Source organism: Sulfurospirillum diekertiae, from assembly GCF_002162315.1.
Classification (GTDB): domain Bacteria; phylum Campylobacterota; class Campylobacteria; order Campylobacterales; family Sulfurospirillaceae; genus Sulfurospirillum.
The window spans coordinates 2,423,186-2,449,293 of record NZ_CP021416.1 but is presented as its reverse complement, the minus strand read 5'-3'; the positions used below and the strand labels follow the sequence as shown (position 1 = coordinate 2,449,293).

The following is a 26,108-nucleotide window of genomic DNA, read 5'->3' as shown; positions in this document are numbered from 1 at the left end:
ATTAAGCAAAGGTATTCTATTATTTCAATAATAATTATCAAAAAGGAGAAAAGATGTCAGTGCTTGTCATAGGTGGAGATAAAATTGATTCGATAGCGTCGGTATTGCAAGATTTCTCTTTTGAAAAAATCACACATTGGGATGCAAGGAACCCTTCGGTTGTGAAAAAAGACATTCCGCAAGATGTACATTTGGTCATCATGTTGACGAATTTTCTAAACCACAATGCTATGAATAAATTTAAAAGCGAGGCTAAACGAAAAGGCAATTGAATTTATCTGTGCAAAGCGCAGTGAAAGTTCTGTTTTTTGTGAGCTTTGTAAAAAATACAGTCCAAATGGTTGTATGTTCGACAAATAAAAAGGAGTTAATAGATGCAGTTACGCTATTCACATATGATTATGGCGATGGTTTTAGGAAGTAGTTTAAGTATAGCAAGCGATGCTACCAATTTGGAAGAAGTTTTTACGCAAGGTAAAATCGAGGGTACACTTGGTTGGTTTGGGCAATCTAATAATGCCAAAGGTGCTACTGCGGATAGTGGTTTCTCAAATGGGTATTTAAATGTGGGGTTTGAGACAGCACCATTATATGGCATTAGTTTAGGTTTTTCTGGGTGGGGTAGTGTTAAGACTAGTGAAAAAAATGACGGTGATTATAACAATGCTATAGCCGACCAAAGTGTCCTTTCTCAAGCTTATATCAAGATTGAGCATGAAGGTATGGGGAAAGTCGTTCTTGGGCGTCAAGCGGTGGATTTTAACTGGCTAACCGACTATATTGAGGGTGCGACATTTGAATTTAAAGGCGTTGAAAATCTTGTTTTAAATATGGCATGGGCACGTAAATACTCTGTTGTAGATATTGATGAAATTTCTGAAGAATTTAGTAAACTCAATGGTAACAAAGGTATCTATATGCTCGATGCCAAATATACTCCAATCGAAGCGCTGGAATTTAATCCTTATATCTACTATGGCGACAACCTTTTGAGTGCCTACGGTCTTAAAACGACCCTAACTTTACAGCCAAGTGAGGAGCTTAAAACGATCACCATGGCACACTATGTAACGATCAATAGCGATGTTGAAGGCACTTCGGATGGTTCATTTGCACAAGTAGAACAAGGTGTTGACTTTTTGGGTGCGAAATTAGCGCTTGGGTATATTAAAGTGAATAAAAATGGCATGGCAGGGCTTGGAGCGTTTGGTGATCAATTACCGTTTGAAGAGCACAATCATACGTTTGATAAAGATGCTAAAACACCTTATGCAAGTGCAGCATATGAAATTGAAGGGATTAAGCTGGGAGCAATTTACGGTAAAACGAGCTACTTAGATGAAATCTCAGGAGATAAAATTAGAGAGAAAGAGCTTAACTTGACTATTGGTTATGAGATCATCAAAAACCTTGAAGCTTCGATGATTTATGCCAACATTGACAACGACAACAATGACGAGAGTTATAACGCCATCAAAGCACATATAGCGTATAAGTTTTAAACATGAAAAGATAGAGAGTTTGAGCCTCTCTATCTTACTTTACAAGGAGCTATACGTGTTCAATGTCTGTGCAATAAGCTCTATGCTAGAAGCAATTCCTAATTTACTAGTGTTGATGCAAAGATCGTATTGTGTTGCATCACTCCAAGGTTTACCTGTGAGTAATTGATGGTAGCGAGCGCGTTCATCATCACTTTGTTCAAGCATTTTATGTGCTTCAGTGTTTGAAAGATGGTATAACTCCCTAATGCGTTTTTGGCGAAAATCACTCTCTGCATGTAAAAAAATACTGATATGATTTGGATTGTCACGTAAAATATGTGAACCGCATCTTCCAATAATAATGGCGGAACGATCTTTGGCAATACCTTTAATAATTTCAGATTCAACTTTAAAAATCGCCTCTTCCGTGGGAACAAAAACTTGTGGGGGCAGATATACATCAGGACTGCAAATGCTAGATTGTAAGAAGGATTGCCAAAAAGAGGGTACTTTTTCATCACGCGATTCTAGATCTTCTTCAAGCATTGAAAATTCTTTAGCTGCTTGAGAGATAATTTCTCGGTCAACATAACTGAAATTAAGTTTTTTCGCCAATTGTTGTCCAACATAAGCACCACCACTACCTATTTGACGACTGATTGTGATGATTTTATGGGATGTGTTTTTCATTTTTATAATCTCCTGAAAAATGAATGACAATGCAATAATTGTTTAAGTATACTCCTCTATAGCCTATAAAAAAAATAAAAAGGTTAGAAGTAAAATTTGCCAAATGAGCTGAATAAAGAAGGATTTAATAACTTGTTTGGAAAGTATAAAGAGGGTACAGTAGAAAAAATGCTTGATAAATGGTGGAGTGTAGGGGGATCGAACCCCTGACCTCAACGCTGCCAGCGTTGCGCTCTCCCAGCTGAGCTAACACCCCAAAAAGAGACATGATTGTAACCAAGCAAAGCTTAAGAAAAGCTCTAAGCAGCTATTTTTTTACGCTTTTGTTCTTTAATAGTTTCGTAGGCTTCTTGGATTTGTTGAAACTTCTCAACAGATGAGGTATCTTGGTGATCTGGATGATATATTTTGGCGAGGCAGAGATATTTCTTACGAATGGTTTGTAAACTTTCTGTTTGTGAAACTTCGAGAATTTTATAGTATTTATCCAGAGTATATGGTTGATGTATAATCATTTTCTTTACGACTTTTTTTGACGACTTTGATAGGTTTATCGTACATTGCGACAAGTTTTTGTAAAAATACCAAGTTTTGGGATTGTGAGGTACGAGCACATGTGTAGTATAAAGAAGTCAGAAATTTCTTTTCTTTTTTTTGCTTCTTTTGGTGTCGAAAAATTAATGAGTGTATCATTGACCCAAAAAGATTTAGTAAATTTTTGGGACAACGTTTGGTTTACATGTAAAAAGTATGGTGAGTATTCAGAGATATTAATCGTGATGCAATCAGAACTCAGATGCAAACGCATATGTTTTCCTTTTTAATAAGCAATCTACGCCACCTTAAGCAAAAGAAGTTCCTTTTTTAATAGTTATTTTAAGATTAGAGGATTTCTGTAATGTTTTGATTCTAAATGTTAATTATTTTTTAATTCCCATTCATGTATAGTTAAGTAAATGTCATAGGCAAGGAGATTTTGTGAGTAAACGTGTAATTTTGGTCGATGATTCTAAAACAATTTTGGCGACTGCTGAGATGGCACTTGAAGATATGATAGGAAAAGGGATTATCGAATTTGCAACATATCTTAATCCTGCCGAGCTTTTAGAGGCGCTTCTTGGAGGTGCTGAAAATTATGACCTTCTCATTAGTGACATTAATATGGCTCAGATGAGTGGACTTGACCTTTCAGAGCAGTTAAAATCCCATGAAAAATTTAAAAATAGACCTATACTTATTTTAACTACAGAGAGTTCCCCTGAAATGAAGGCAAGAGGTAAATCCATCGGTGTAACAGGCTGGATGGTAAAACCTTTTAGTGATGAAAAGCTTGTAAAAGCTATAACGATGGTATTAGGACTCTAAAATGGAAGAGAACAAGATCAAAGGTGTTGGGCGAGTGGCAAATCGATTTCTTACTTTCTATCTTGAAGAGGAGATTTATGGTGTCAAGATCTCCGATGTCAAAGAAATTATTGCGATGATGAAGACAACGCCTGTGCCTAAAACACCCAGATTTATCAAAGGGGTCATGAATTTACGAGGTAATATCATTCCAGTCGTGGATATGCGTGTTAAGTTTGATATGCCAGAAGTTGAACCACAGATGTATACGGCTATTGTTATCATCACCATTGAGGGTAAAAATATTGGTTTTATTGTCGATAAAGTCGAAGAAGTGGTCAATGTAGATGATGAAAATATCTCTCCTCCCCCAGAATTTGGTTCCAATATAGATACAAGATTCATTGAAAATATGGCTAAACAGAAAAATAAAGTCGTGATGATACTTGATTTAGTGGCACTTTTTGGTGAAGAAGAGTTGAGTTTAGTTCAAAATTTAAGTAAAACAATCAGTGATAAAGGATAGAGAATGGGCAGCAATATGACGTTAGGAAAGAGAATTACGATTGGCTTTAGCATTTTAGTATTTATCACCGTGGTGTTAGGTATTATAGGTGTTGTTAACATGCGTAATGCGGCAAGCGGGGCTGAAAAACTCTCAAATGTTTATGTCCCAGGAGTAGATGTTGCCTCTAACATCTTTAAAACAGCCAATGAAATACGTTACGACATGCGTGCATTTGTTTTAAATGATGATGAGACCGTTCTTGCCAACGTTAAGAAAAATTTTGCAGAACTTAAAAAATACCTTTCCCAAGCAGAAGAACTTGGTAAAAAAAATAACCTTAAAGAATTGTTGCAAGAAGAAAAAGCTGCTTCAAAATCATTAGATGAATACCAAACATGGACAGAGCAAAGTGAAAAAACCTTAGCAAAAAAGAAAATATTAGATTTAGCTATGGTTGATAATGCAGCTATTTTTATAAAAAACACTATGTCCTATGTTGATTCTCAGCAAGAACAACTTAAGCAAGATTTAGAAGATAAAGCGGATAAAACAAAACTTTGGGATCGATATGAAAAAATAGCTTCAATTAACAATGTGATATCAATTGCTACCGAAGCAAGAATCGCAGGGCAAAGAGCACAAGTTAAACATGATGTTTCTTTGTTGGAGACAGCTGTTGGTAAATTTGAGAGTATCTATAAAAATATTGCACAAATAAGAGCTACAACAGTGCGTCCCGTTAACTTGGAACAACTTAAAAATATTGAAGCTTCTGCGAAAGCCTATGAAAGTGCACTTAAAGGTTTTATCAGCACGATGCAAGAATCATCCAATCAAGGTAAAAATTTAGTCAGAATATCCATTGATGTGTTAAATTCTGCCGAAGCTGTTCAAGATTTGGGACTTAAAAATGTAAAAGATATCTCTAATGAGTCAAATAGTTCATTAAGCGTTGCTTCTTGGATCATGATTGTTGGGTTGATTGTGGCATTGATTATAAGTGCTATAGTTGCTTTTTTAATTATCAGAAGTATTGTTAAAGTAGTTACAGATGCAGTGAAATCACTTTCTGAGGGGACAACCCAGGTGGTGAGCGCCAGCGAACAAATTAGTTCTGCTTCGGTTTCGTTAGCGGAAGGAGCGAGTTCTCAGGCGAGTAGTGTAGAAGAAGTGAGCGCCACTATTGAAGAAGCTACTGCTAGTAATAATCAAAATGCTGATAATTCACGAGAAGCTAATATTCTGGCACAACACTCCAATGACGCTGCAAAAGTCGGTAACCATAGGGTGATAGAGCTTATGAGTGCGATGGAGCAAATCACCGCTTCTTCTCAAAAAATAGCCAAAATTATCAAAACAATTGATGAAATAGCTTTCCAAACCAATCTTTTGGCACTCAATGCTGCCGTTGAGGCTGCACGTGCAGGTGAGCATGGACTTGGCTTTGCCGTAGTTGCAGAAGAAGTAAAAAACCTCGCAGAGAGAAGTGCTGGGGCTGCTAAAGAGATTACTGGCATTATTGAAGCGAGTATCGATCAAGTGAAAGCTGGAACCGAAGTTGCCAATAAAACCAAAGAGTCTTTTGAAGATATTTTAAATGGTATTAAAAAGACTTCAGATCTTATTGGAGAGATTGCTATTTCTGCTAAAGAGCAAGCAGAAGGAATGAATCAAATTGCCACGGCAATGGGTTCAGTAGATCAAATCACACAACAAAATGCTTCAGCTTCTGAAGAGACAGCCGCTGCAGCGGAAGAACTCAATGCTCAAGCGCTTTCTATGCTTGATAATGTCTCAGAATTAGCATTGCTCGCAGGGTTTGATATGGGAAAAGAAAATCGCGCTTCTTCGAATATCAAAAGAATTTCAACTCCGAGTATCACTCCTAAACGACTTTCGATGTCGACAACGAGTAAAAAGCCTATAAGTAAGCCGTCATCCACAACTTCACGACGCACTAATGAAGATGTTTTTCCTCTAGAAGAAAGCGATCTCAAGGAATTTTAGAACAAATCTTCACAAGGAGATGAAACAATCTCCTTGTAAAAAGCTTGTAGTAAAGGTTTTGATATGTATATTGATGGTGATATCTTAGAATTAGATATAGAGATGGATTTAGAAGAGGTCAAGGCATTGCAAGCGTTTGTCAAAGATAGGCTTGGTTATATCGAAGAGATTTCACTGCTTCGTTCAGGAACAGGCTTACCTACCACTTCGGCTCTTTTTTCACTTCTTTTTTGTATGAAGAAGGTTAAGCCTTCTCTTAAAATAGATTTTATGAATACCCTCTCTTTAGATTTGGAAAGTTTTGGAATGATGTATTGGAATACGCATGAGTAAAGAAAAATTAAAACAGATATTTATTGAAGAGGCCACTGAGATTATCGAAAAAATGGATATTGATATTCTTAATTTTGAAGAATCTCCGAGTGATAAAGGGCTTTTGAATGAGATATTTAGAGGGGTCCATACGCTCAAGGGAAGTGCCAATGCGTTTAACTTTTCCCGTCTGGGAGAATTTGTTCATCACTTTGAAGATGTATTAGATTTTTTCAGAAGTAGTGATGTAGCTCCTAATGCTAGTCATGTCGACGTTTTTTTAGAGGGCGTTACGGTTATTAAAGAGACGCTTGTTTATGAAGTTGAAGATCAAAGTGGCACCCCTGATGGCTATGAAGCATGTTTAGAAAAGATACGTAATATTATTTTACATGTAAAGAGTCAAGAAGAACCCAAAAGCGTTACATGTAATGATTTAGCTTTAGAATTTGGAAATGATGATTTTGAGATGACTCCTCAAAAAAAAGAGAATGAAGAAGAATTTTTCAGTGCTTTACAAGAAGATGAAAAGCTTTTCAAAATTACACTTAAACTCGATACAGATATTTATTTACGTGGCTTTGACCATTTTTTATTTTTCAAAAACCTTTTACATGTAGGGAGAATCCTCTCCTCTTTTTGGCAGATACCGCAATGCGATGACCTTGAGTCTTTCAATGCTGAAAATAATGAAATCAAAGAAGTGACGGTTTATCTTGCAAGTCTCAAAATGGTTGAAGATATTGCAGATGTATTTGCTTTTTTAGAAACGGAAGAGTTTGAAGTAATGCTCGTTTCTCCTCCCCAAAAAGAGGTGGAAGTTTTCAAAAATGAAGAAAAAGTTGAAGTGAAAGAAGAGATAAAAGAAGAAAAGAGCAAAACCGTTGTAGCACAAAAAAGCTTTTTAAAGATAGATTCCCAAAAACTTGATGAATTGTTTGACTCTATTGGTGAGTTGGTGATTGCCCAAAACTATCTTGGCGAAAACAGTAAAATCAAGGCAGTCAAAGATGCTGAAGTAACGAAAACCATTGAAAATCTCTCAAAAATTACCAAATTAATTCAAAATCGTGTGATGGGGCTGAGGATGATCCCTATTCGCGATACCTTTGAAAAGATGAAAAGAGTGGCGAGAGATTCATCCAAAAAAGTCAATAAACCCATTCATCTTGTACTGGAAGGGGAAGATACCGAAATTGACAAGACAATGGTGGAAGCCCTCTCCGACCCACTCATTCATATTATTCGAAATTCCATTGACCATGGCATTGAAAGTACGCCTGCGGATAGACTAAAAGCAGGTAAAGAGGAAGAAGGTGTTGTAACACTGAGTGCATATCATAAAGGGGGCAATATCATTATTGAGGTGCGCGATGATGGCAGAGGTATTAATAAACAAAAAGTGTATCAAAAAGCTTTAGAGCGAGGTATTATCAATGCAAGTGATGAGCTGAGTGACGCACAAGTTTATGGGCTTATTATGCAACCTGGCTTCTCAACTGCCGATACCATTAGCGATCTTTCTGGTCGAGGAGTAGGGCTTGATGTGGTTCGTAATGCCATTGAGGGTGTACGAGGTAAAATCGACATTGTCTCCGCTGAGGGAAAAGGGAGTACTTTTTCGATTGTTTTACCTCTAACGTTGGCAATTATTGATGGAATGATTGTGCGATGTTCGGATAAAATTTATATTATTCCGACCCTTTCCATCATAGAATCTTTTAGACCACAACAAGAATCCGTACATATTGCAGGTGGTAAAGAAGAGTTTGTGCAATTGCGTTCTGAACTATTACCGATTATAAGATTAGCCCGCGCCTTAGAACTTGAACACACTTCTCCAAATCCTTGGGAGTCAACTTTGGTATGCATTGAAAATGACAAAGGCAAATTTGCCCTTTTAGTAGATGAACTGGTTGGTCGACAACAGGTTGTTATTAAAACATTAGGTGAGTTTTTTGCTAAAACTGAGGGTGTCAGTGGCGGAGCTGTCATGGGAAATGGTGAAGTTGCTCTGATCTTAAATGTAGAAGAACTGTACTAATGGAGCGGCTCACTCTCAGTAAAAAAAGAGTTTGAGCTATTTAGACATTATATTTATGAGCACATTGGTATTTCATTAGGGGCTCAAAAAATTTATTTAGTGCAAGCGCGACTCGCCAAAAGGGTTAAGCTGCTGCATCTTAATGATTTTAGCGAGTATTACAACATTTTAGTGAATGATAAAACTGGACATGAGCTTGAATACCTTTGTTCTTTAATCTCGACAAATGTGACGTCCTTTTTTAGAGAATCAAAGCAGTGGGAGTTTTGGAAAAATAATCTATCAACCATGATGGAGAAGAAAAATAATAAGCTTCGCATTTGGTCTGCTGCATGCTCTACGGGAGAAGAACCTTACAGCATTGCTATGTTTTTAGAAGAAAATGCCCCCAATAGTGACATAAAGATTTTAGCGACCGATGTTTCACCTCGGGTTTTAAAAGAAGCAAGTGGTGGCGTTTACAGTGAAAAAGCCGTAGGATCACTAGGAAATATTTATCTCAACACGTATTTTCATAAAGTACACCATAACGAAAATAGCGTTTACACAATCGATGAAAAAATCAAACGTCATATTGTTTTTCGAGGATTTAATCTTGTAACGGGTAATTACGATATTTTTAAAGAAAAAAAATTTGATATCATTTTTTGTCGCAATGTTATGATCTATTTTGACAAACCAACACAAGCGGCTTTGGTGCAAAAATTTTACAACATGTTGCAACCAGATGGGTATCTTTTTATCGGAAGTTCAGAAGCACTCACCGATATCAAAACGGGATTTAAATCCAGAAGTGCATCAATTTATCAAAAGGTTTAAAATGACTGAGACTATAAGTGATAAAGCATTATTAGAAGAGATAGAAAGACGGTTTGAGCAAAAAAATACCATGCTCGAAGAGTTGGAATTTACGACTAAAAAGTTGTATGATCTCAATGAAAAGCTTAAAGAAACGGACTCTGTTAAAGGAGAATTTCTATCACTGATTAAAAATGTATTTAACAATCCTGTCAGTTCACTGCTTAATCTCTCTTCCATGATGCAAAAAAATGAAGATTCTCCTAAAACCGAAAAAATTAAAAGCTTTTTAAATACAGAATTGCTCAAACTTAATTTTCAACTGACCAATATCTTTATGGCAGCAGAAATAGAAGCAGGAGAAATAGGCAGTTATTTTAGTGAAGTCAATCTGGAAAAACTTTTTGAAGAAGTCATAAGTTCCTTTACCTATTTGATAGAAGAAAAATCATTGGCTATAGAGTCCCATATCGCTTTGCAAGAGGTCGTTATCAGTGATACGAAAAAGCTTCATTGCATTCTTTCGAATATCATTTCAAATGCCTGCGAATACTCTTTTAGAGGTAAGAAAATTACGATCAATGTAGATATAAAAGGCAAAAATCTTGTGATTGATATCACCAATACCGGTGATATGATTTTGAAAGAGTATAAAAAAGAGGTTTTCAATCGCTTTAAAAAAGTGGATAAAAAGAGTAAAGCCAGAGAATCTGTTGAGGGGCTTGGTTTAGGGCTAAGCGTTGTCAATGCCTTGGTCGATTCGTTGGATGGCGAGATTGATTATGAATCCAGTGAAGAGAAAACAACATTTACAGTAGTGCTTAAACTTCAAGAAAAAAACGTAGCAGAAGCACTTTTAGGTGAAGGTGGCAATGAATTTATGTTCGATGATTTTGATGATATGAAAGAGTTTTGATGTTATCACGAAAATTCATCCATGTTGGAGAAATTTTTATTGCCATTAATCCCACAGAAATCGTCACGGTACTAGGTTCTTGCGTGGGTGTATGTTTGTATGACAAAGTACAAATGATAGGAGCGATGAATCACTATCTTTTACCACTCTGGAATGGTAATGGATTGGAAAGCCCAAAATTTGGCAATATTTCCATTCCTAAGATGATTGAAAATATGGAAAATATCGGCTGTTCTAGGCGTAATATGGAAGCTAAGATTTTTGGAGGCGCTAATATCCATAAAACCAATACTGAGGGGCAAATGATAGGACAAAAAAACATTATGATTGCCAAAGAAATTTTGAGACAGTACACCATCCCAATCAAAGCCGAAGACACAGGGGGGAATAATGGTAGACGTATTATGATGATCAGTGATGCCAATAGAATTATTCTTAAATATGTACAAAATGAGATTATGGAAAATGATTAGAGTTTTAATCGTGGACGATAGCGCCACCGCAAGGCATATATTACGAGAAATTTTAGAGAGCGATAAGCGTATTGAGGTTGTTGGTCTTGCCGCAGATGCCTTTATTGCGCGAGATATGATTATAGAGCTTAAACCTAATGTGGTATGTTTGGATGTCGAGATGCCACGTATGGATGGAGTCACATTTTTACAAAAGCTGATGACCTATTTTCCAACACCTGTTGTCATGGTCTCCTCTTTGACACGCAAAAGTGCGCAAGTAACTCTTGATGCATTAGAGGCTGGAGCTATAGACTATGTCGCAAAACCTCACTCCAATATTTACGATGGTAAAGATGAAATTCACGATGAGCTTATTCAAAAAGTGGTAGATGCTTCTTATGCTAGAGTTCAAAAAATCATTCCCCATACGGCAATCGTATCTAACCGACTTAGTATTGCAGAGACGACTAACAAAGTGATTGCGATTGGTTCAAGTACGGGAGGAACCGAAGCGCTTAAGGTTGTTCTTCGAGGTATGCCCAAAAATTCACCTGCTATTGTTATTGTTCAACATATGCCCGATAGTTTTATAGGTTCATTTGCAGCAAGATTAGATTCTTTGTGCGACATAGATGTTAAAGTGGCTAAAAATGGAGATTTTTTAGCAATGGGAACGGCTTATATTGCGCAAGGAGGCCTGCATATGGTGTTGAGGCGCTCAGGTGCAAGGTATTTTGTTGAAATTGGAGAGGGTCGCAGAGTCAGTGGTCATTGTCCTAGTGTTGATGTGCTTTTTAATTCAGTTTCGAAGGTTGCAGGCGCAAATGCACTAGGCATTATCCTCACGGGTATGGGGAGTGATGGGGCTAAAGGGATGTTCAATATGCACCAAGCGGGGGCCAAAACGATTGCGCAGTCTGAAGAGACATGTGTTGTCTTTGGAATGCCTAAAGAGGCGATTAAGTTAGGTGCTGTAGATTCTGTGGTGCCACTGGGTGAAATTAGCAATGTCGTTGTTTCAAAATTATCGCATTAGGAATAAAAATGGTGATGGATTTTTTTTCTAATGAAAATAAGGTATCAATACTTTTTATAGGCGAAATGGCATATGATGAATTTTTGATACGTAATACAAAAAAACTTCCTCACTTTTTGCATGTGGCACAATCTGCGGAAGAGATTTTGAATCTATGTGCTCATTGTAACATTGATTTTATTTTTGGGACAGTTTCTTGCGAAGATAAAGGGTGTCTTGAAACATTAAAGGTAATAAAGCTACTCTATCCAAATATAGAGATGGTTCTCTTTTTGGATTTACGCAATGATGAATGTTTTGGAGTGGTTCGAACGCTTGCTCCCGGGAAAAATTTTTGCATTGAAACACAAAAAAAGTACGCTTTTGATTATTTAAGAAATGGTCTAGAAGTCATTGCTCGAAAAAAGGTCCTTTCTAAAGGGATACAGTATTTTGACTCTCTTATAGACTCTTCTATTGTTTCCCAAACTGATTCCAATGGCAATATCACCTATGTTAACGATAATTTCACCAAGGTGACAGGCTTCACAAAAGCAGAGGTTCTTGGTAAAACTCATCGTTTCATGAGGCACCCTTCTAATTCGCTTGAAATATATACCGAAATGTGGGATACGATTAAACAGGGGCATATTTGGAGAGAGAGGGTTTTAAATATTAACAAAGATGGAAGTGATTTTTGGGCCGATACGATTATTATCCCCTACAAAAACAAAAGTAATGGGAGTATTGAAGAGTATATTGCTATCAGGCGCGATATTACACAAATGTTAGAAGAGCGTCGTGCTATTCAGGCAAGAGAAATTAAAGTTCATGAGCAGACAAAACTTGCTGAAGCAAAAGACTCTTTCTTAATTTTATTTACCCAGGAGCTTAAAACACCACTCAATGCCATTATTAATTTTTCGCAGTATTTATATAAAAATATGCATCGCATTGAAGAGATTCCAAAAGATAAGCGCATACACCTCTTAGGGCAAATTTATAAAAGCGCTTCTCTGATGCTAGACAATGTTACCCATATTTTAGATTTAAGTAAACTACGAAACCATAAAATAAATTATACGTATACCCTTTTTAATCTCAAAGAGAGTATTCAAGATGTCATTGATAAACATGAATCATTGGCGATGGAAAATAAAAAAGAGATCATCTTTCAAGATGATGGAAGTGAATCCTTCATCAGTAGCGATGAGTTTAGGTTTAAGCAAATCATCGCTAATGTTCTCTCCAATGCAATCAAATATGGCACTTCTTTGGTTGAAGTTTTTTTATTATGTGACAAGGAAAAAGTAGAAATTATCATTGAAGATGATGGCAAAGGCATTCATGATAAAGAGGGTGTTTTTGAGCTTTATGAACAAAATTGGGGTGGCATTACCAATATGGAAAAAAAAGGTACGGGAATAGGGCTTCATTTCGTAAAATTACTCTGTGCAGATTTAGGTTTTAACTGTATCATTGAAGATTCCCTTTCTTTGGGTGGCGCTAAATTTATTGTAACAAAAAAACTAAAGGACTAATATGCTCAAAGTGCTTATTGTAGACGATAATGACAACAACAGACTGACGCTCAATCTTTTGCTTGAAGAGGTAGATAATGTTGAAGTATATGAAGCTGAAGATGGGCAAATCGCTGTAGAAATGTGTGTTAAGCAAAACTTTGATCTTATTTTTATGGATATAATGATGCCTCATATGGATGGTTTTGAGGCCACAAAACTTATTAGGCAAGTACAGAAAAAGTGCATGATTATTGCCTTGAGTGCACTTGACGACCAGGTATCCAAAAATAAAATGCTCTCTTTAGGTGCAGAAGATTATCTGACAAAACCGATTGATGCTGAGCTTTTTTGTACTCGAATTAAGCACTATATTCGTATTATCCGCCATCGGGACAAAGAAACAAAAACAGCTTCTAACGTTTTAAATCCTTTTAATACCAAGGTTTATAGTCGTAATACGACTTTTAGAATTGAAAAAGAAGAATCTTTGGGAGAATTTTGGGACTATTGGCTCAATGGTGAAAAGAACATTATAGATTTGAGTGATTGTGTGCGATTAATCTATGGTTTTGGATTGTGGTTGCTTAAAAATGAGCACTCCTTTACCATTGTCATGGAAGAAAGCCCTGAGAAAGTTTATATGATGTTATTACACAAAGGCGCTATCAAAAATAGCATTATTAAAAATATTTTACTCAAGCATTTTGCCCATGCTAAATATATTTTAACTAAAGAGATGCTCTCTTTTCAACTTGATATAGAAAAGAAGACTCCTCTTAAAGTTCAAAAAGCGACTGTTGAAATCAGTGATGAGGCAAAAAAGGTATTGGAAAAAACACATGATAATGTATTGTCTGCTACAGAATATATTGACAACAATATTATCTCCTTTATGGGTAAAATCGATGGACTTGAAGTCATTAATGATGAGATAGATAAGGCCATTTTAGATTTTGAGCGCGATCCTAATAAGCGAACCGCTACGATTATTTGTGAGAATTTTCAAGAGTATGCAGATCTTTTGGCAGAGTTAGTCGATTTTGAGCATTTAGGCTTTTCAGTGCAAACGCTCATCAATTTTCTGTCAACTTTGACAGAAGATCAATTTGAAAAGACAAAAGTTAAAAAACTATCTTCAATGCTTCTTAATCTTTTACATGATCTTGCATCGTGGAGAGAAAATGTTTTTATTACTAGAGTTGCTCGTGATATCCACTATCTTGATGCGTCATTGCTCTCTTCGTGCATCCAAATTGAAGCTATTTTTGAAGAGAAAAGTGCGGATATCAGTGGTGATGATGAAATAGAATTTTTCTAATAACGTCAAAATTTAGCGAGTTTAATTTATCTTTATTTTCTATTGACTATGAAAATATTTTAAAGTTATTTCTTCCTGATTCTTTAGCCAGATAGAGTGCTAGATCAGCATTTTTAATCAGTTGATTAAAGTCTTTTCCGGAGTCGGGGAAGAGGCTAATGCCTATACTCATGGTAATATTAATATCTAAATGATGTATTCTAATAGGCTGATGGATTGCATCAATCAGTTTTTGAGCAATATGTTCTAATGTTTTAATCTCTTCTATTTCATCGACAAGAATAATAAATTCATCCCCTCCAAAACGTGCAACTGTATCTGTTTTACGCGTAGCAAGAAGAAGTGTTTTTGCCACATGGATGAGGATCATATCGCCAACATCATGACCCATTGAGTCATTAATTTCTTTAAAATTATCCAGATCTAAGAAGAGTACCCCGAATTTTTTGCCACTGTATTGATTGTTTTCCATCAAGAGTTGAAGTCTTTGGTTGAGCAGTGTACGATTCGCCAAAGAGGTTAAGTGATCATAATGCGCTTGTTTATAAATGATATCTTTTTGCTTAATGAGTTTACTTTTTGCGGTTTCGAGTTTTCGAATGGTTGCATTGGCAATTTTGACTGCTTTTGCCAGTTCTTCGCTCTCTTTATGGCATCGTGATTTTTCTTCCATTAATCCCGTTTGATCGTAAATCAGTATGGTTACTTGCTTTGTTTCAAGGTTGTATGGCATGATGGTGACATCTTGTTGCATAAACTCAAAAATAGATTTTGTTGTCATAGAGTTTTTCACGGGGAAAAGGTAATCATTGGAATCAGCCGTAAAAAAAGAGGGGCTGTTCAGTGTCAGAGCCGCTTTAATGTGACGTTGGAGCGATTTTAATCGCTCTGAAGTTAATTCAAACAACGAGAGGAGATTTTTTCCTATAATATGCTCAGCTTCAATATTATTGTGAACAGCAAACCATTTATTGATGTAGTAGATATTTAGATCTGTATCAACAATTAAGATACCCACATTGATGGAATCAATTATTTTTTCGCAGTTTATCATTGCTCTAGCTTATCTATAGTGCTTTTGAGTTGCTCTAACATTTCATTGTTAAGAAGGATAAACATATGTCCTAAGATATTTTCTTTTTCAATATCAAGAGCTGTTTTGATGACAATAACGTTGTCGTATCCTTCAATTTTGTCATATTTATCCATTTCCGAGATGTCGCGTTTTTCAATAGTTGGAACTTTAAAAATAGTTTCGCCATGAATAATTTCACAGAATTTACCAATGCAGGCAGAGGTGATAATGTTAGTAAGTTCCATAATAGATGATTTAATATCGTTTTCATCGCTGATCTCTTGTTTGAGTAAAAGGCTACAAAATACTTGAGCTGAATAGTTGTTAAAAACAAAGAGAACTTCGCCATTAAAAGAACCTAAGAAGCGTTGTTTTGTGAGGTAAAATTCAGAGTCATTGTCCAATACTTCAACGATTTTATCATCTAAGTATTGGATGTCAATGCTAGAGATTTCAGGGATATGAAGTTTGGCGCGGTTGTCCAACATGTCACCAATTAAAGAGGCCGAAAGTCCAAAAGAGACATTGATGAGTTCTTTTAAAATATCTTCTTGTTGTGGATTAAAGGAAGATTTTGTCATTTAAAATACCAACTTTAATAATGTTGTACGAAATTCTTCTTCATCAATAGGCTTAGAAATAATGGCAGAAGCACCTAAGCTCAAAACTTTTTCTTTGGTACTTTTTTGGCGATCCGCTGAAACCATTACCACAAGGGCATCGGAGTTGATCTCCTTGATATGTTTTAACGCTTCAAAACCATCTATTCCGGGCATTGTAATATCTAAAAAAACGATATCTGGTTGGTGTTGTTTATAGAGGGCAATAGCCTCTTCTCCATTGCATCCTTCGATAATTACAGCACTTTCTACAATTTTCTTTGGAATCATCTCAATGAGCCATTTCCGTGATATTTTTGAATCGTCCACGACTAAAAAAATCATTTTGTTTGATAAGCCCATCTCATAATCCTCATATTGTAATTCTATAAGTCAATATAGTACAAAAATTATCTTTAAAAAACTATATAAGATATTTTTTGGTATCTTCTTTTGTTTTAAAAGGCGATGACTGAAAAAGTTTTTCGCCAATGCAAAGCGCATAGTTTTGATCGGGAAACGCTTTGGTAAATGTTAAAACAATACGACATGCTAGAGCTTCATCCGCACTGGAAGCGTTTTTTGAGAGTAAGGAAGAAGGGGCATTCATCTCTTCTTTTACATGTAAAAGATCAAATTTAGGATTATTGAGACTATCAATAATGTCATTCTCTTTTTCGTTACGCCCAACAACGAGTTTTGCACCATCTGGCAATCTAAAATGTCTGCCATTTTTAAGCACTTCGATGTCCTCTTTGTCAAACGTTTCGTGCGTTACACAATCACGTAAGCGGATACTAAATTGAACATCGGTCAGTAAGCATCCACCAGCAGGCGTTGGGTAATCTTCCCAGCCCCACTCTTTGGCAAGGGAAAGTTGTGCGTTGCGCCCTCTGCCATTAAAGCCTAAAAGTTTACTTCGATCGACCCATCCTTCACGCTCCGGCTTTGTCTCTTCCATCACGAGGGCACAGAGTGGGCGAAGAATGAGATCTTCATCAAGGTCATTCGCAATTTTTTTGACCAATCTTAGTGCATCTTTATTTTGACTCATGGGACGTTGTCCAACGACTTCACCTGTGGCAATAAACGAAGCCCCATAACGAGGTAGGAGTGCCTTGGCGACTGTAAACATAAATCCATGACAGTCAATGCATGGGTTGAACTGTTTACCATAGCCGTATTTCGGGCTAAAAAGAATTTTTTGGAGGTATTCATCGCGTACATCGATGACTTCCAGTGTTGCACCAGCGATGCTAGCACGTCTTTTAAGTGTATCGTAGTTGTCTTCTTTGACGCCAAAACCAATGTTGATATGCAGAGCAATCACTTCAATGCCCTGATTTGTTAAAAGTTTCATTGCGAGCATGCTATCAAGCCCGCCGCTATAGAGTACTAATGCTTTCATACGGAACCAATTCACCTTGTTTTAATTTCATCATTTTTTCTTGTATTTTACGGATTAAAAACTGTTTTTTATCGTAGCTGAGTTCTTTCGCCATTCTGATTTCTTGGAATTTTTCGTTGTAGTAGTGATACAAAAATGCGACCATTGAAGCGATCAGAGATTTTTCATCGTACACCTTGATGTCTTCCCACAACATAATACGTCTTAGTTTCGGATGTTCAAATTGATTGTCCAAAAGTAGTGAAAACTCTTCATGGTGGGTTTTGAACATAGAACTATCGATGGTATCCAGTACCGTGTCAATGAGACTAGGTTCGCTCAAAATGGTTTTGATGATGGTAAGCTCTAACATATCCTCAAAGGCACGCTCTTTTTTATCAAGCCTTTGAGGCTTGTGACTTTGAATTTTCACCAAATTGTGATGAAGCCCCAATTTTTCAGAAAGCATCCCTGTATAGCTCTCTTGAACAGCTTGTGGGAGCGTTTTAAGATAGCTCATCGCTTCGGTTAATGCTTGTTGTTTGGCTAAAGGGTCTTTGAGGTTGTACTTTTTAACCATACGTTCTAATGCAAATTCAATGAAGGGCTGAGGGGTACGGAAAAGATGGTTGAGCGCATCCATTAGGCCATTTTGTACCATATCAGCAGGATCCATACCATTGCCAAAGAGCACAACGCCACCTTTGATACCATGGGCACTTAGCAAAAAAGAGGCTTTGAGTGCTGCGTTAATCCCTGCATCATCACCATCGTACGCCACAATGACTTCGGGATCACCTCGCATAATAAGCGGAATATGTTCGTTTGTAAGTGCCGTTCCAAGCGTAGCAACCGCATGGGTAAAGCCTGCTTGATGCAACATAATGACATCCAGATAACCTTCCGTAATGATGATGGTTTTTTGTTTGTAAATGCTCTCTTTGGCGAGCTGATAGCCATACAGCAGTTGTGACTTATTAAAGTGTTTGGTTTGGGGCGAATTTACATATTTGGCGGGATGGTTTGAAAGGGTGCGTCCTCCAAAACCAACAAGTCTGTTACTGGGTGAATAGATGGGAAAGGTGATTCGCTCGATAAAACGAGCATATGGCTGATTGTTCTCTCCAATGCCTGCTACACCATATTCCATCCCTTCACTCATGGCATACCCTCTTGAACTTAAAAAATCCAACGTAGCAAAAGAAGCGGGTGCATAACCGATTTCAAATTTTTCAACAGAGGCTTCGGAAATGCCTCTCTTGATGAGATACTCTTTGGCAAAAAGAGTCTTATCTAGCTGTTTGACGTAGAAAAGATTCAAGTTCTCCATGAGTTTGCGATCTTCTTTTTTGATTCCATCCGTTGTGGTATAGGAGAGCGAAAAATTAACCATGTTGGCAAGTTTTTCGATAGTTTCAGGGTAGGAGAGCTTTTCGTATTCCATCACAAATTTGATGCTGTCTCCTCCTGCGCCACAGGCAAAACAGTGGTAAATTTGTTTTGAAGGACTCACGACAAGGCTAGGGCTGGTGTCGTTGTGAAAGGGGCAGACGCACTTGTAGTTTGCACCATTTTTCTTCAGCTCCAAGTAGGAGCCTACGACGTCGACAATATCAAGACGTTGTTTGAGATTCTCTATGGATGTTTTATCTATCATGGTTAAATTATAGCAAGTTTGGTATAATAGAATTCTGTTTCAAACTTCACATGCGAAGGTTTACATCTTGGATAATTTTTTTATAGCGTATCGTGATCCGCTTTTTGGTGTCATTATCTTGTTTGCGATTGTGTTTGTGATCTCTTTCTCCAACTATTGGTGGGGTGTTTTTAAGAACAAAGAAGAGAAGCAGAGCATCGATAAATTTGTTAAAAAATTTGAAATTGTCACCGATGAAAACGAGTATAAAAAGCTTTTAGAAGATGCTTCCATTCCTTTGGAATCTTTAGCGTTGCTAGCGCATGCTTATGCCAAAAGTGGCGATTATGAAAAAGCGATCAATATCTATCTTGTGACGTTAAAGCGTGTCAAAGGCAAAGACGAAAAGCAGTACCTTCTTTCAACCCTTGGAAAGACTTATTTTAAAGCAGGCTTTTTGCGACGAAGTTCCGAAGTCTTTTTGGAGTCATTGCGCTTACATCCCCGAAATGCTGAATCCCTCAAATATTTAACCGTAGCCTATGAACAGCTCCAAGAGTATGTTAAAGCCGAAGAGGTTTTGGACTCATTGGAAGAGTTGGGTGCAAAAGTGAGTGTGCAAAGAACGTATCTTAAAGCACTAGAAACGATTAAAGAGAGTCATCTTAAAGAGAGCCAAAAAGTTGAGAAGCTTTTAGAACTTTGCAAGACAGCACCTTTTTTAAAGCGAAGATTGTTTGAATATTTGCAGGAAAATGGCATTAAAATCGAGTCTTCTTTTTTTGAAACACTCTCTTCTTCGGATATGATTGATCTTTTATGGTATGTTGATCCGATGGTGTATGACATTCTTACATGTAAAGATCCATTAGTGCAGCAAATTGCGATGGCACGGGGACTTCGCCCTTATGCAGCGTTAGAAAGCGAAGCACCTTTTGCGATTGATGTTTTAGGAAAACTTCAAAGTATTGGGTATCACAAAGCAAGTCTTGGTTTTGAGTACCTTTGCGCTGAGTGCAAGCAAGTTTTTCCGATCCATTTTTACAGATGCCCTCATTGCCAAAGCATCAATACGGTAACAATTCACACCAGACTTACCAAAGCAGACGATGAAGAAAATATCTCTTTTCTGTGATGGCTCTTCCTTAGGAAATCCTGGGGCTGGGGGCTATTGTGCGATTTTACGTTTTGGTGATGTGGAGCGTGTGGTCAGTGGTGGAATGGCAAATGCCACCAATAATCAGATGGAACTGCTTGCCGTTATTGAAGGCTTAGCAGCCCTTAAAGAACCATGCGATGTAACACTCATTAGCGATTCGAGTTACGTGATTAAAGGCATTAATGAATGGCTTGAAGGCTGGAAACGCAAAGGTTTTGCCAAGGTGAAAAACCCAGAAATGTGGCAGCGTTATGTTGAGGTTTCAAAAATTCATAAAGTGCATGGCATTTGGGTGAGAGGGCATGATGGGCATGCTGAGAACGAGATGTGCGATCGAATCGCTAAAGAAGAAGCAACTAAAATCAAAATAGGTTAAGTAGCTTTTCTGCCTCGCAAGAGGCTAGCTTTAGCGCCCTAGTGGCTAACGTAGCTTTTAGGCTTTGCCTAAATAGCGTTGTAAAAATGACAAAGGAAAGATAATGCAAAAAAAATTAGAGGCGTTACAGAAGCGTTTGGGTTATCAGTTTAAAGATCAAAACCTGATAATCGAGGCACTTACGCATAAAAGTTCTAAACAACCTTACAACAACGAGCGCCTAGAGTTTTTGGGCGACGCAGTGCTTGATCTTATCGTTGGGGAGTATCTTTACCATGAGTTTACACAGGTCGCAGAGGGAGAACTTTCCAAACTTCGCGCTTCCTTGGTGAATGAAAAAAGCTTTGAAAAACTTGCGCGCCTTTTGCATTTAGGAGAATACATCTACATCTCTTTAGCTGAAGAGAACAACAATGGACGTGAAAAACCCTCTTTACTCTCCAATGCGTTTGAAGCCATTCTTGGAGCGCTTTACCTTGAAGCTGGACTTGAAAAAGCCAAAAATTTGGCGATTGCTCTTTTGGAAGAGGCGTACCCTAAAATTGATATGGATGCGATCTTCAGAGATCACAAGACCACCTTGCAAGAACTGACTCAAGCGCATTTTGGGATGACACCAGAGTACCGACTTGTACGCTCTTTTGGACCCGATCATAAAAAAGAGTTTGAGATAGCGGTCAGTGTACGCGGTCGTGATCTTTCCGTTGCGAGTGGCAAAAGTAAAAAAGAGGCGCAACAAAAAGCGGCAATGTTGGCATTAGAAATTTTAAAAAAAGAGATCCGATGAGTAGCAATACATTTGGCAAAAAGTTTAGCTTCACAACCTTCGGCGAGTCGCACGGAAAGGCAATCGGTTGTGTCGTCGATGGTGTACCTGCGGGTTTAGAAATTGATGAAGCATTTATCCAACGTGAGCTAGATAGAAGAAAGCCCGGTCAAAATAAATTTGCTACCGCACGCAAAGAAGGCGATACCATCGAAATTTTAAGCGGTGTGTTTGAAGGCAAAAGCACGGGAACTCCCATTGCCATGGTTATTTTTAACGAAAACCAAAAAAGCGGAGATTATGACAGTGTCAAAGACCTTTTTCGTCCGGGGCATGCAGACTTTACCTATTTTGCCAAGTATGGTCTTCGAGATTATAGAGGTGGCGGACGCAGTAGTGCCAGGGAAACTGCCGCGCGTGTAGCCGCTGGAGCGATTGCAAAACTGCTTTTAAATACTTTACATGTAAAGGTTCAAAGTGGTATTTGCGCGATTGGGGATATTGAAGCAAAAAGCTATGATTTTGAGCGTGTAGCAAAGAGCGAGATTTATGCCCTCGATAAAAACGTTGAAGAGGCACAAAAGGCGGCTATCTTAGAAGCTAAAAATGCGCATGATTCCGTGGGTGGTGCGGCTTTGGTGCATGTTGTAGGCGCGCCCGCTGGACTGGGAGAACCAATTTATTATAAACTTGATGCTCTGTTAGCTGAAGCGATGATGGGTATTAATGGCGTTAAAGGGGTTGAAATTGGCGAGGGTTTTCATGCCTCTTCGCTTAAAGGTTCAGAAAATAATGATGCGATCACCAAAGAGGGTTTTGTAACCAATCACAGTGGTGGAATTTTAGGTGGTATGAGCAATGGCGATACCATTACATGTAAAGTTTATTTCAAACCGACTCCTTCTATTTTTATCGCGCAAGAGACGATTGACACAGAAGGGAACGCACTTACATGTAATCTCAAAGGAAGGCATGATCCGTGCATCGCGGTACGTGGAAGCGTGGTTGCTGAATCGATGGCAGCGTTAGTCATTGCTGATCTGCTTCTTTTGAACCTTGGAGCTAAAATAGAGCATCTTAAACACGTTTACAATCGATAAATAATGAGGTGGCTACCAACGTTGGAAGCCACCTCGTGTCACTTATGCAAGAAGCATTAATCCTTGGTAGGTGATGAAGGCCAACACCCACGCTGTTGCAAAGGTAAAGATGACCAGATAGACGGTATATTTTGTCTCTTCTGCCTCTTTTGCAAAGACTGCGGTTGCTGCAAGGCATGGTAAGTACACCATGACAAAGACGATAAATGCCATTGCCGATTGGAAGCTAATATTGGCGGTAATGATCGCACGAAGAGAACCATCATCTTCTTTGACACCATCACCTAATGAGTAAAGAACACCTAGCGTTGAGACGATGACCTCTTTTGCGGCTAGTCCACTGAACGTTGCGACACTCATTTTCCAGTCAAAGCCCAGTGGTGCAAAAGCAGGCTCAATCGTTCTACCAATCATGCCAAGGTAGGTGTGCTCCATCAATTTCTCACGTTTTTCATTTTCTAAGGCTTTGGTTGCCTCTTCAAGAGAAGTACCTTTATCTTCCTCAACGGTTTTTGTAACCTCTTCAATACTGTTGCTCTGTTCTTCAGTCACGCTTGGTTGTAACGCTTCAATTTTGGTCGTATACTCTTCTTCAATCAGACTATTTTTGGGGTATGAACTGATAAACCAGATAAGCATGGAAGCCATCAAAATAAACGTCCCCGCCTTTTTGATATACATTAGGGATTTTGAATAGACTACAAACCATAAAAGCTTTAGGCTCGGTAAGCGATATTTTGGCATCTCCATAACAAAAGGTTCATCTTCGCCTTTGAACGCACTCACACGAAGAATTTTAGCGGCAATAAGCCCTAAAAGTGCCCCTGTGATGTATATGCCAAACAAGACATTTCCGGCCATATTCTCTTCAAAAAAAGCGCCTGCAAAAAGAACATACACAGGAAGTCGTGCGCCACAACTCATAAACCCAATGATAAACATCGTTAGCAAACGGTCTTTTTTATTTTTCAAAGTACGTGCGGCCATATAGGCGGGAACGGAACATCCAAAGCCCGTTACGAGGGGTACAAAGCTTTTGCCGTGAAGCCCAAATTTGTGGAAGAAGCCATCAAGCAAGAAAGCCGCTCTAGACATATACCCAGTGGTTTCAAGCAGTGCAATGCCTAAAAAGAGAATCATAATATTGGGTAAAAACATCACAACACTGCCCACACCTGCGATAATACCATCGGCAATCAGTGACTTCATCGCTTCATTATCAATGGTATTTCCGACAGTCTCTGCTAGCCAGCCAAAACTTGCCTCAATCCAGTCCATTGGAATTCGCCCTAGCGTGAAGGTGAGTTGAAAGAGTCCCCACATTAAAAAGATAAAGATTGGAAGCCCTAAAAGTTTATGAATCAAAATCGCATCAATCGTCTGTGTGAGATTTTTGCGTATTACTTTGGTGACATGAAGCACTTCGGCACTCAGCCCTGCACTAAACGCTCCATGTTGACGGTTGATGATCTCTTCGATATCTTCACTTTGAGCGTACATGTAAACATGTCCAAGGGCATTATTGAGAATAGGATGTAGCTCAACATACAGAGGTTGTTCATGCATTAGCGCGTAAATTTCTCTTTTTTGCCATAGAAGTCCCACTGCGATTTGACGGTTGCTAAAATGAGGCATTGTAAAATGTTTATCTTCTAAAAAACGTACAATCGTTTGGAGTTGTTCTTCGACTTCATCGCTGTAAACCAATTTGGGTGCAATGAACTCATTTTTGGTTACATGTAAAACCTGATCAATCAACATTTCAATGTTCGTTTTGATTTTTGAAGAGACACGCACGCAAGGAACTGAGAGAATTTTGCTCATAGCCTCCGCATCGATGTCAATTCCTTCTTTAATGGCTTCATCGTCCATATTCAGAGCAATCACCATCTTTTTTTGAAGTTCCATGAGCTCTGTTGTCAGCATGAGATTGCGTTCCAAGTTGGTAGAATCGACAACATTTAATATAAGATCGTATTCCCCTTTTTGTAAAAAGTCTTTGGTGACTTTCTCATCAGCCGAAAAATCTTCAAGTGAATAAAGACCAGGAAGGTCAATAAACTCAATCGCAAAATCTTCTGTTTTTAAACGAGCGGTTGCTTTTTCAACCGTGACACCTGCAAAGTTACCAATTTTGAGGTTTGATCCACTCATCGCGTTGGCAAGATGGCTTTTGCCCACATTGGGTTGACCTACAAGAGCTATGACTATTTTTTTCATTAGGCAACCTCTACTTCGATAAGCTTGGCTTCATCAAAACGCAGAGCAATAGAGCTATAACCCAGTGAAACTTTGATGGTATTTTTTTGTAGGCTTGTTTCGACCACTTCAACCTCTTTGCCAATACCAAACCCAAGTGAGAGAAGGCGCTTTTTGAGGGTATTTTGTGCATGAATACTTTTAATATGTGCTTTTTGATTTTTTGCAATGTGCGATAAATCAATCATAAATTATCTCCTTTTGTTTATCAAAGTCTAAGGTCGCTGGAATGCCTTTTTAGGTTTTGATAATTGTTATTGAAATAATAGAGAAATAAAACTTTGACTTTGCTTTATTTTGATTTCTGTTATCAACTTAACAAGAGATGCTAAAAAAGTGTTGGTTGTAGAAGCGATTTGATTTTGAAGGATTTTCGGTGTAGTTCGCAGTATCCAAAGGCTTTAATTTTTTCGACATGTAAAGCACTTCCATAGCCTTTGTGTTTTTCAAATTCATACTGAGGATAGGTAGAGGCAATTTCATACATATAGCGGTCACGACTCACTTTGGCTAAAATACTTGCCGCACTGACTTCAGGCACTTTGGCATCGGCTTTGATCATGGTGGTAATGCCTTGTACACCAAAATTGCAGTTACCATCCATCAAAATATCATGCCCTTCAAAATGCGCTTTGATTGTTTTTATGGCGTAGCGAAGACACGCACTCAACCCCTTAGTATCGACCATAAGGTTATCGCAAAAGACAATTTTGAATTCTGCTTTACTTTGTAATATCTCAAAAAAAGCTTCACGCTGCTTTTCGCTCAGTTGCTTGGAATCGTTAAGTCCTGCGACAGGCTCTTTTAAAATGGCTCCTGCGACAACCAAAGGTCCTGCTAAACAGCCACGTCCTGCTTCATCAATTCCACATAGCATTCAAACTCCTTTACATGTAAACGAAGTTTAGTGTAGATTTGCTAAAATGTCCCAAAGGAGTTAAGTATGTTCCACGAAAAAGAAGATCTTGACAAAGCATTTAACAAAGAGCTTTTTGTCATCAAAAACGATCTCTATTATCAGCAGATTGATCTTACTAAAAATGGTAAAAAAGAGCTTTTACGCGTGGACATCTCCTATAGACCGCACAGTACGCTTAGCGGCGATACCTACTCTTTACGTAAGACCAAGGATGGAAGGTTGGTTGGTTTTATTGCGGATGCGATGGGTAAAGGGCTTTCAGCGGCGATGAGTGCGATGGCAATCACGCGATTTTTTAAACTATTTTTTTTGATGAGCTCGAAGAAGAAGAGGGTTTTGTTTTTGATGTGTGGATCACCAAAACGCTCAAATTTTTTACAAAAAAAATCTGTTTGATGAAGAGATTATGAGTATTGTG

The 26,108-nt window shown here is 38.0% G+C and carries 27 protein-coding genes, 1 tRNA gene and 1 pseudogene; 18 read left to right on the top strand and 11 right to left on the bottom strand.

The features are described 5' to 3' along the window. Positions 1–53: 53 nt before the first annotated feature. Positions 54–360, top strand: a pseudogene (locus Sdiek1_RS12540) (DUF2325 domain-containing protein). A gap of 14 nt (positions 361–374) precedes the next feature. After that, a complete protein-coding gene (locus Sdiek1_RS12535) occupies positions 375–1,502 on the top strand; it encodes an Opr family porin (protein ID WP_087439409.1) in 1,128 nt (375 codons plus the stop codon). Between the two features lie 39 nt (positions 1,503–1,541). On the opposite strand, the gene Sdiek1_RS12530 is transcribed toward Sdiek1_RS12535, so the two are convergent. The 3 genes from Sdiek1_RS12530 to Sdiek1_RS12520 all read right to left on the bottom strand — a co-directional run bounded on the left by Sdiek1_RS12530 (position 1,542) and on the right by Sdiek1_RS12520 (position 2,689). Beyond that, positions 1,542–2,174 carry a cytidylate kinase-like family protein gene (locus Sdiek1_RS12530; protein ID WP_202819562.1) on the bottom strand — a complete coding sequence of 211 codons (633 nt, stop codon included), beginning with the start codon at positions 2,172–2,174 and terminating at the stop codon, positions 1,542–1,544. Between the two features lie 180 nt (positions 2,175–2,354). Continuing rightward, positions 2,355–2,430, bottom strand: a tRNA-Ala gene (locus Sdiek1_RS12525). 43 nt (positions 2,431–2,473) lie between these two features. Then, entirely contained in the window at positions 2,474–2,689 is a 216-nt protein-coding gene (locus Sdiek1_RS12520; RefSeq protein WP_087439408.1) for a DnaJ domain-containing protein, read from the bottom strand. A gap of 463 nt (positions 2,690–3,152) precedes the next feature. Here Sdiek1_RS12520 and Sdiek1_RS12510 point away from each other — a divergent pair, with 463 nt between their 5' ends. The 11 genes from Sdiek1_RS12510 to Sdiek1_RS12460 all read left to right on the top strand — a co-directional run bounded on the left by Sdiek1_RS12510 (position 3,153) and on the right by Sdiek1_RS12460 (position 14,414). Beyond that, positions 3,153–3,539 (top strand): response regulator, encoded by a 387-nt coding sequence (locus Sdiek1_RS12510; RefSeq protein WP_087439406.1) that lies wholly within the window; start codon positions 3,153–3,155, stop codon positions 3,537–3,539. A gap of 1 nt (position 3,540) precedes the next feature. Beyond that, positions 3,541–4,044 (top strand): chemotaxis protein CheW, encoded by a 504-nt coding sequence (locus Sdiek1_RS12505; protein WP_087439405.1) that lies wholly within the window; start codon positions 3,541–3,543, stop codon positions 4,042–4,044. A gap of 3 nt (positions 4,045–4,047) precedes the next feature. Further along, positions 4,048–6,033, top strand: coding sequence for a methyl-accepting chemotaxis protein (locus tag Sdiek1_RS12500; RefSeq protein ID WP_087439404.1), 1,986 nt, complete (start codon positions 4,048–4,050; stop codon positions 6,031–6,033). Positions 6,034–6,096: 63 nt separating this feature from the next. After that, positions 6,097–6,366 (top strand): hypothetical protein, encoded by a 270-nt coding sequence (locus tag Sdiek1_RS12495; protein ID WP_087439403.1) that lies wholly within the window; start codon positions 6,097–6,099, stop codon positions 6,364–6,366. After that, complete coding sequence (locus Sdiek1_RS12490) at positions 6,359–8,389, top strand: chemotaxis protein CheA (protein ID WP_087439402.1); 2,031 nt, start codon at positions 6,359–6,361, stop codon at positions 8,387–8,389. The genes Sdiek1_RS12495 and Sdiek1_RS12490 overlap by 8 nt, the downstream gene beginning before the upstream one ends. Positions 8,390–8,440: 51 nt before the next feature. Next, the gene (locus Sdiek1_RS12485) at positions 8,441–9,208 is read left to right on the top strand and encodes a CheR family methyltransferase (protein WP_087439401.1); all 768 of its coding nucleotides are present in this window, start codon (positions 8,441–8,443) and stop codon (positions 9,206–9,208) included. 1 nt (position 9,209) lies between these two features. Continuing rightward, positions 9,210–10,103 carry a sensor histidine kinase gene (locus tag Sdiek1_RS12480; protein WP_087439400.1) on the top strand — a complete coding sequence of 298 codons (894 nt, stop codon included), beginning with the start codon at positions 9,210–9,212 and terminating at the stop codon, positions 10,101–10,103. Beyond that, positions 10,103–10,576: a chemotaxis protein CheD gene (locus Sdiek1_RS12475; protein ID WP_087439399.1), complete on the top strand. Its 474-nt coding sequence runs from the start codon at positions 10,103–10,105 to the stop codon at positions 10,574–10,576. Before Sdiek1_RS12480 ends, Sdiek1_RS12475 begins: the two co-directional genes overlap by 1 nt. Next, positions 10,569–11,594, top strand: a complete 1,026-nt coding sequence (locus Sdiek1_RS12470) for a protein-glutamate methylesterase/protein-glutamine glutaminase (protein ID WP_087439398.1) — start codon at positions 10,569–10,571, stop codon at positions 11,592–11,594. The genes Sdiek1_RS12475 and Sdiek1_RS12470 overlap by 8 nt, the downstream gene beginning before the upstream one ends. Before the next feature lie 14 nt (positions 11,595–11,608). Beyond that, positions 11,609–13,114: a PAS domain-containing sensor histidine kinase gene (locus Sdiek1_RS12465; RefSeq protein ID WP_161492041.1), complete on the top strand. Its 1,506-nt coding sequence runs from the start codon at positions 11,609–11,611 to the stop codon at positions 13,112–13,114. Between the two features lies 1 nt (position 13,115). Continuing rightward, positions 13,116–14,414, top strand: coding sequence for a response regulator transcription factor (locus Sdiek1_RS12460; RefSeq protein ID WP_087439396.1), 1,299 nt, complete (start codon positions 13,116–13,118; stop codon positions 14,412–14,414). Between the two features lie 46 nt (positions 14,415–14,460). Here Sdiek1_RS12460 and Sdiek1_RS12455 read toward each other — a convergent pair whose 3' ends face one another. The 5 genes from Sdiek1_RS12455 to dnaG all read right to left on the bottom strand — a co-directional run bounded on the left by Sdiek1_RS12455 (position 14,461) and on the right by dnaG (position 19,132). Continuing rightward, positions 14,461–15,468, bottom strand: a complete 1,008-nt coding sequence (locus tag Sdiek1_RS12455; protein ID WP_087439395.1) for a sensor domain-containing diguanylate cyclase — start codon at positions 15,466–15,468, stop codon at positions 14,461–14,463. Continuing rightward, on the bottom strand, positions 15,465–16,070 hold the full coding sequence (locus Sdiek1_RS12450; protein ID WP_087439394.1) for a chemotaxis protein CheX: 606 nt from the start codon (positions 16,068–16,070) through the stop codon (positions 15,465–15,467). The genes Sdiek1_RS12455 and Sdiek1_RS12450 overlap by 4 nt, the downstream gene beginning before the upstream one ends. Further along, entirely contained in the window at positions 16,071–16,451 is a 381-nt protein-coding gene (locus tag Sdiek1_RS12445; protein ID WP_238098999.1) for a response regulator, read from the bottom strand. Between the two features lie 61 nt (positions 16,452–16,512). Then, the gene (locus tag Sdiek1_RS12440) at positions 16,513–17,496 is read right to left on the bottom strand and encodes an argininosuccinate synthase domain-containing protein (RefSeq protein ID WP_087439393.1); all 984 of its coding nucleotides are present in this window, start codon (positions 17,494–17,496) and stop codon (positions 16,513–16,515) included. Next, positions 17,474–19,132 carry a DNA primase gene (dnaG, locus tag Sdiek1_RS12435; RefSeq protein WP_087439392.1) on the bottom strand — a complete coding sequence of 553 codons (1,659 nt, stop codon included), beginning with the start codon at positions 19,130–19,132 and terminating at the stop codon, positions 17,474–17,476. The genes Sdiek1_RS12440 and dnaG overlap by 23 nt, the downstream gene beginning before the upstream one ends. A 67-nt stretch (positions 19,133–19,199) precedes the next feature. Here dnaG and Sdiek1_RS12430 point away from each other — a divergent pair, with 67 nt between their 5' ends. The 4 genes from Sdiek1_RS12430 (at position 19,200) to aroC (ending at position 22,512) form a co-directional block, all read left to right on the top strand. After that, on the top strand, positions 19,200–20,246 hold the full coding sequence (locus tag Sdiek1_RS12430; RefSeq protein WP_087439391.1) for a tetratricopeptide repeat protein: 1,047 nt from the start codon (positions 19,200–19,202) through the stop codon (positions 20,244–20,246). After that, entirely contained in the window at positions 20,221–20,646 is a 426-nt protein-coding gene (gene rnhA, locus Sdiek1_RS12425) for a ribonuclease HI (protein WP_087439390.1), read from the top strand. The genes Sdiek1_RS12430 and rnhA overlap by 26 nt, the downstream gene beginning before the upstream one ends. Positions 20,647–20,749: 103 nt before the next feature. Continuing rightward, positions 20,750–21,433 (top strand): ribonuclease III, encoded by a 684-nt coding sequence (gene rnc / locus Sdiek1_RS12420; protein WP_087439389.1) that lies wholly within the window; start codon positions 20,750–20,752, stop codon positions 21,431–21,433. Next, positions 21,430–22,512 (top strand): chorismate synthase, encoded by a 1,083-nt coding sequence (gene aroC, locus Sdiek1_RS12415; protein ID WP_087439388.1) that lies wholly within the window; start codon positions 21,430–21,432, stop codon positions 22,510–22,512. The genes rnc and aroC overlap by 4 nt, the downstream gene beginning before the upstream one ends. A gap of 42 nt (positions 22,513–22,554) precedes the next feature. Here the strand turns inward: aroC and feoB are convergent, their stop codons facing one another. From feoB to rnhB, 3 genes are all read right to left on the bottom strand, one after another. Then, entirely contained in the window at positions 22,555–24,732 is a 2,178-nt protein-coding gene (feoB, locus tag Sdiek1_RS12410; protein ID WP_087439387.1) for a ferrous iron transport protein B, read from the bottom strand. Then, positions 24,732–24,959, bottom strand: a complete 228-nt coding sequence (locus tag Sdiek1_RS12405) for a FeoA family protein (protein ID WP_238098997.1) — start codon at positions 24,957–24,959, stop codon at positions 24,732–24,734. The genes feoB and Sdiek1_RS12405 overlap by 1 nt, the downstream gene beginning before the upstream one ends. Positions 24,960–25,099: 140 nt before the next feature. Beyond that, on the bottom strand, positions 25,100–25,648 hold the full coding sequence (rnhB, locus tag Sdiek1_RS12400) for a ribonuclease HII (protein WP_087439386.1): 549 nt from the start codon (positions 25,646–25,648) through the stop codon (positions 25,100–25,102). Positions 25,649–25,714: 66 nt separating this feature from the next. Between rnhB and Sdiek1_RS12395 the strand changes: the two genes are divergently transcribed. Further along, the gene (locus tag Sdiek1_RS12395) at positions 25,715–26,086 is read left to right on the top strand and encodes a hypothetical protein (protein WP_087439385.1); all 372 of its coding nucleotides are present in this window, start codon (positions 25,715–25,717) and stop codon (positions 26,084–26,086) included. Positions 26,087–26,108: the final 22 nt, after the last annotated feature.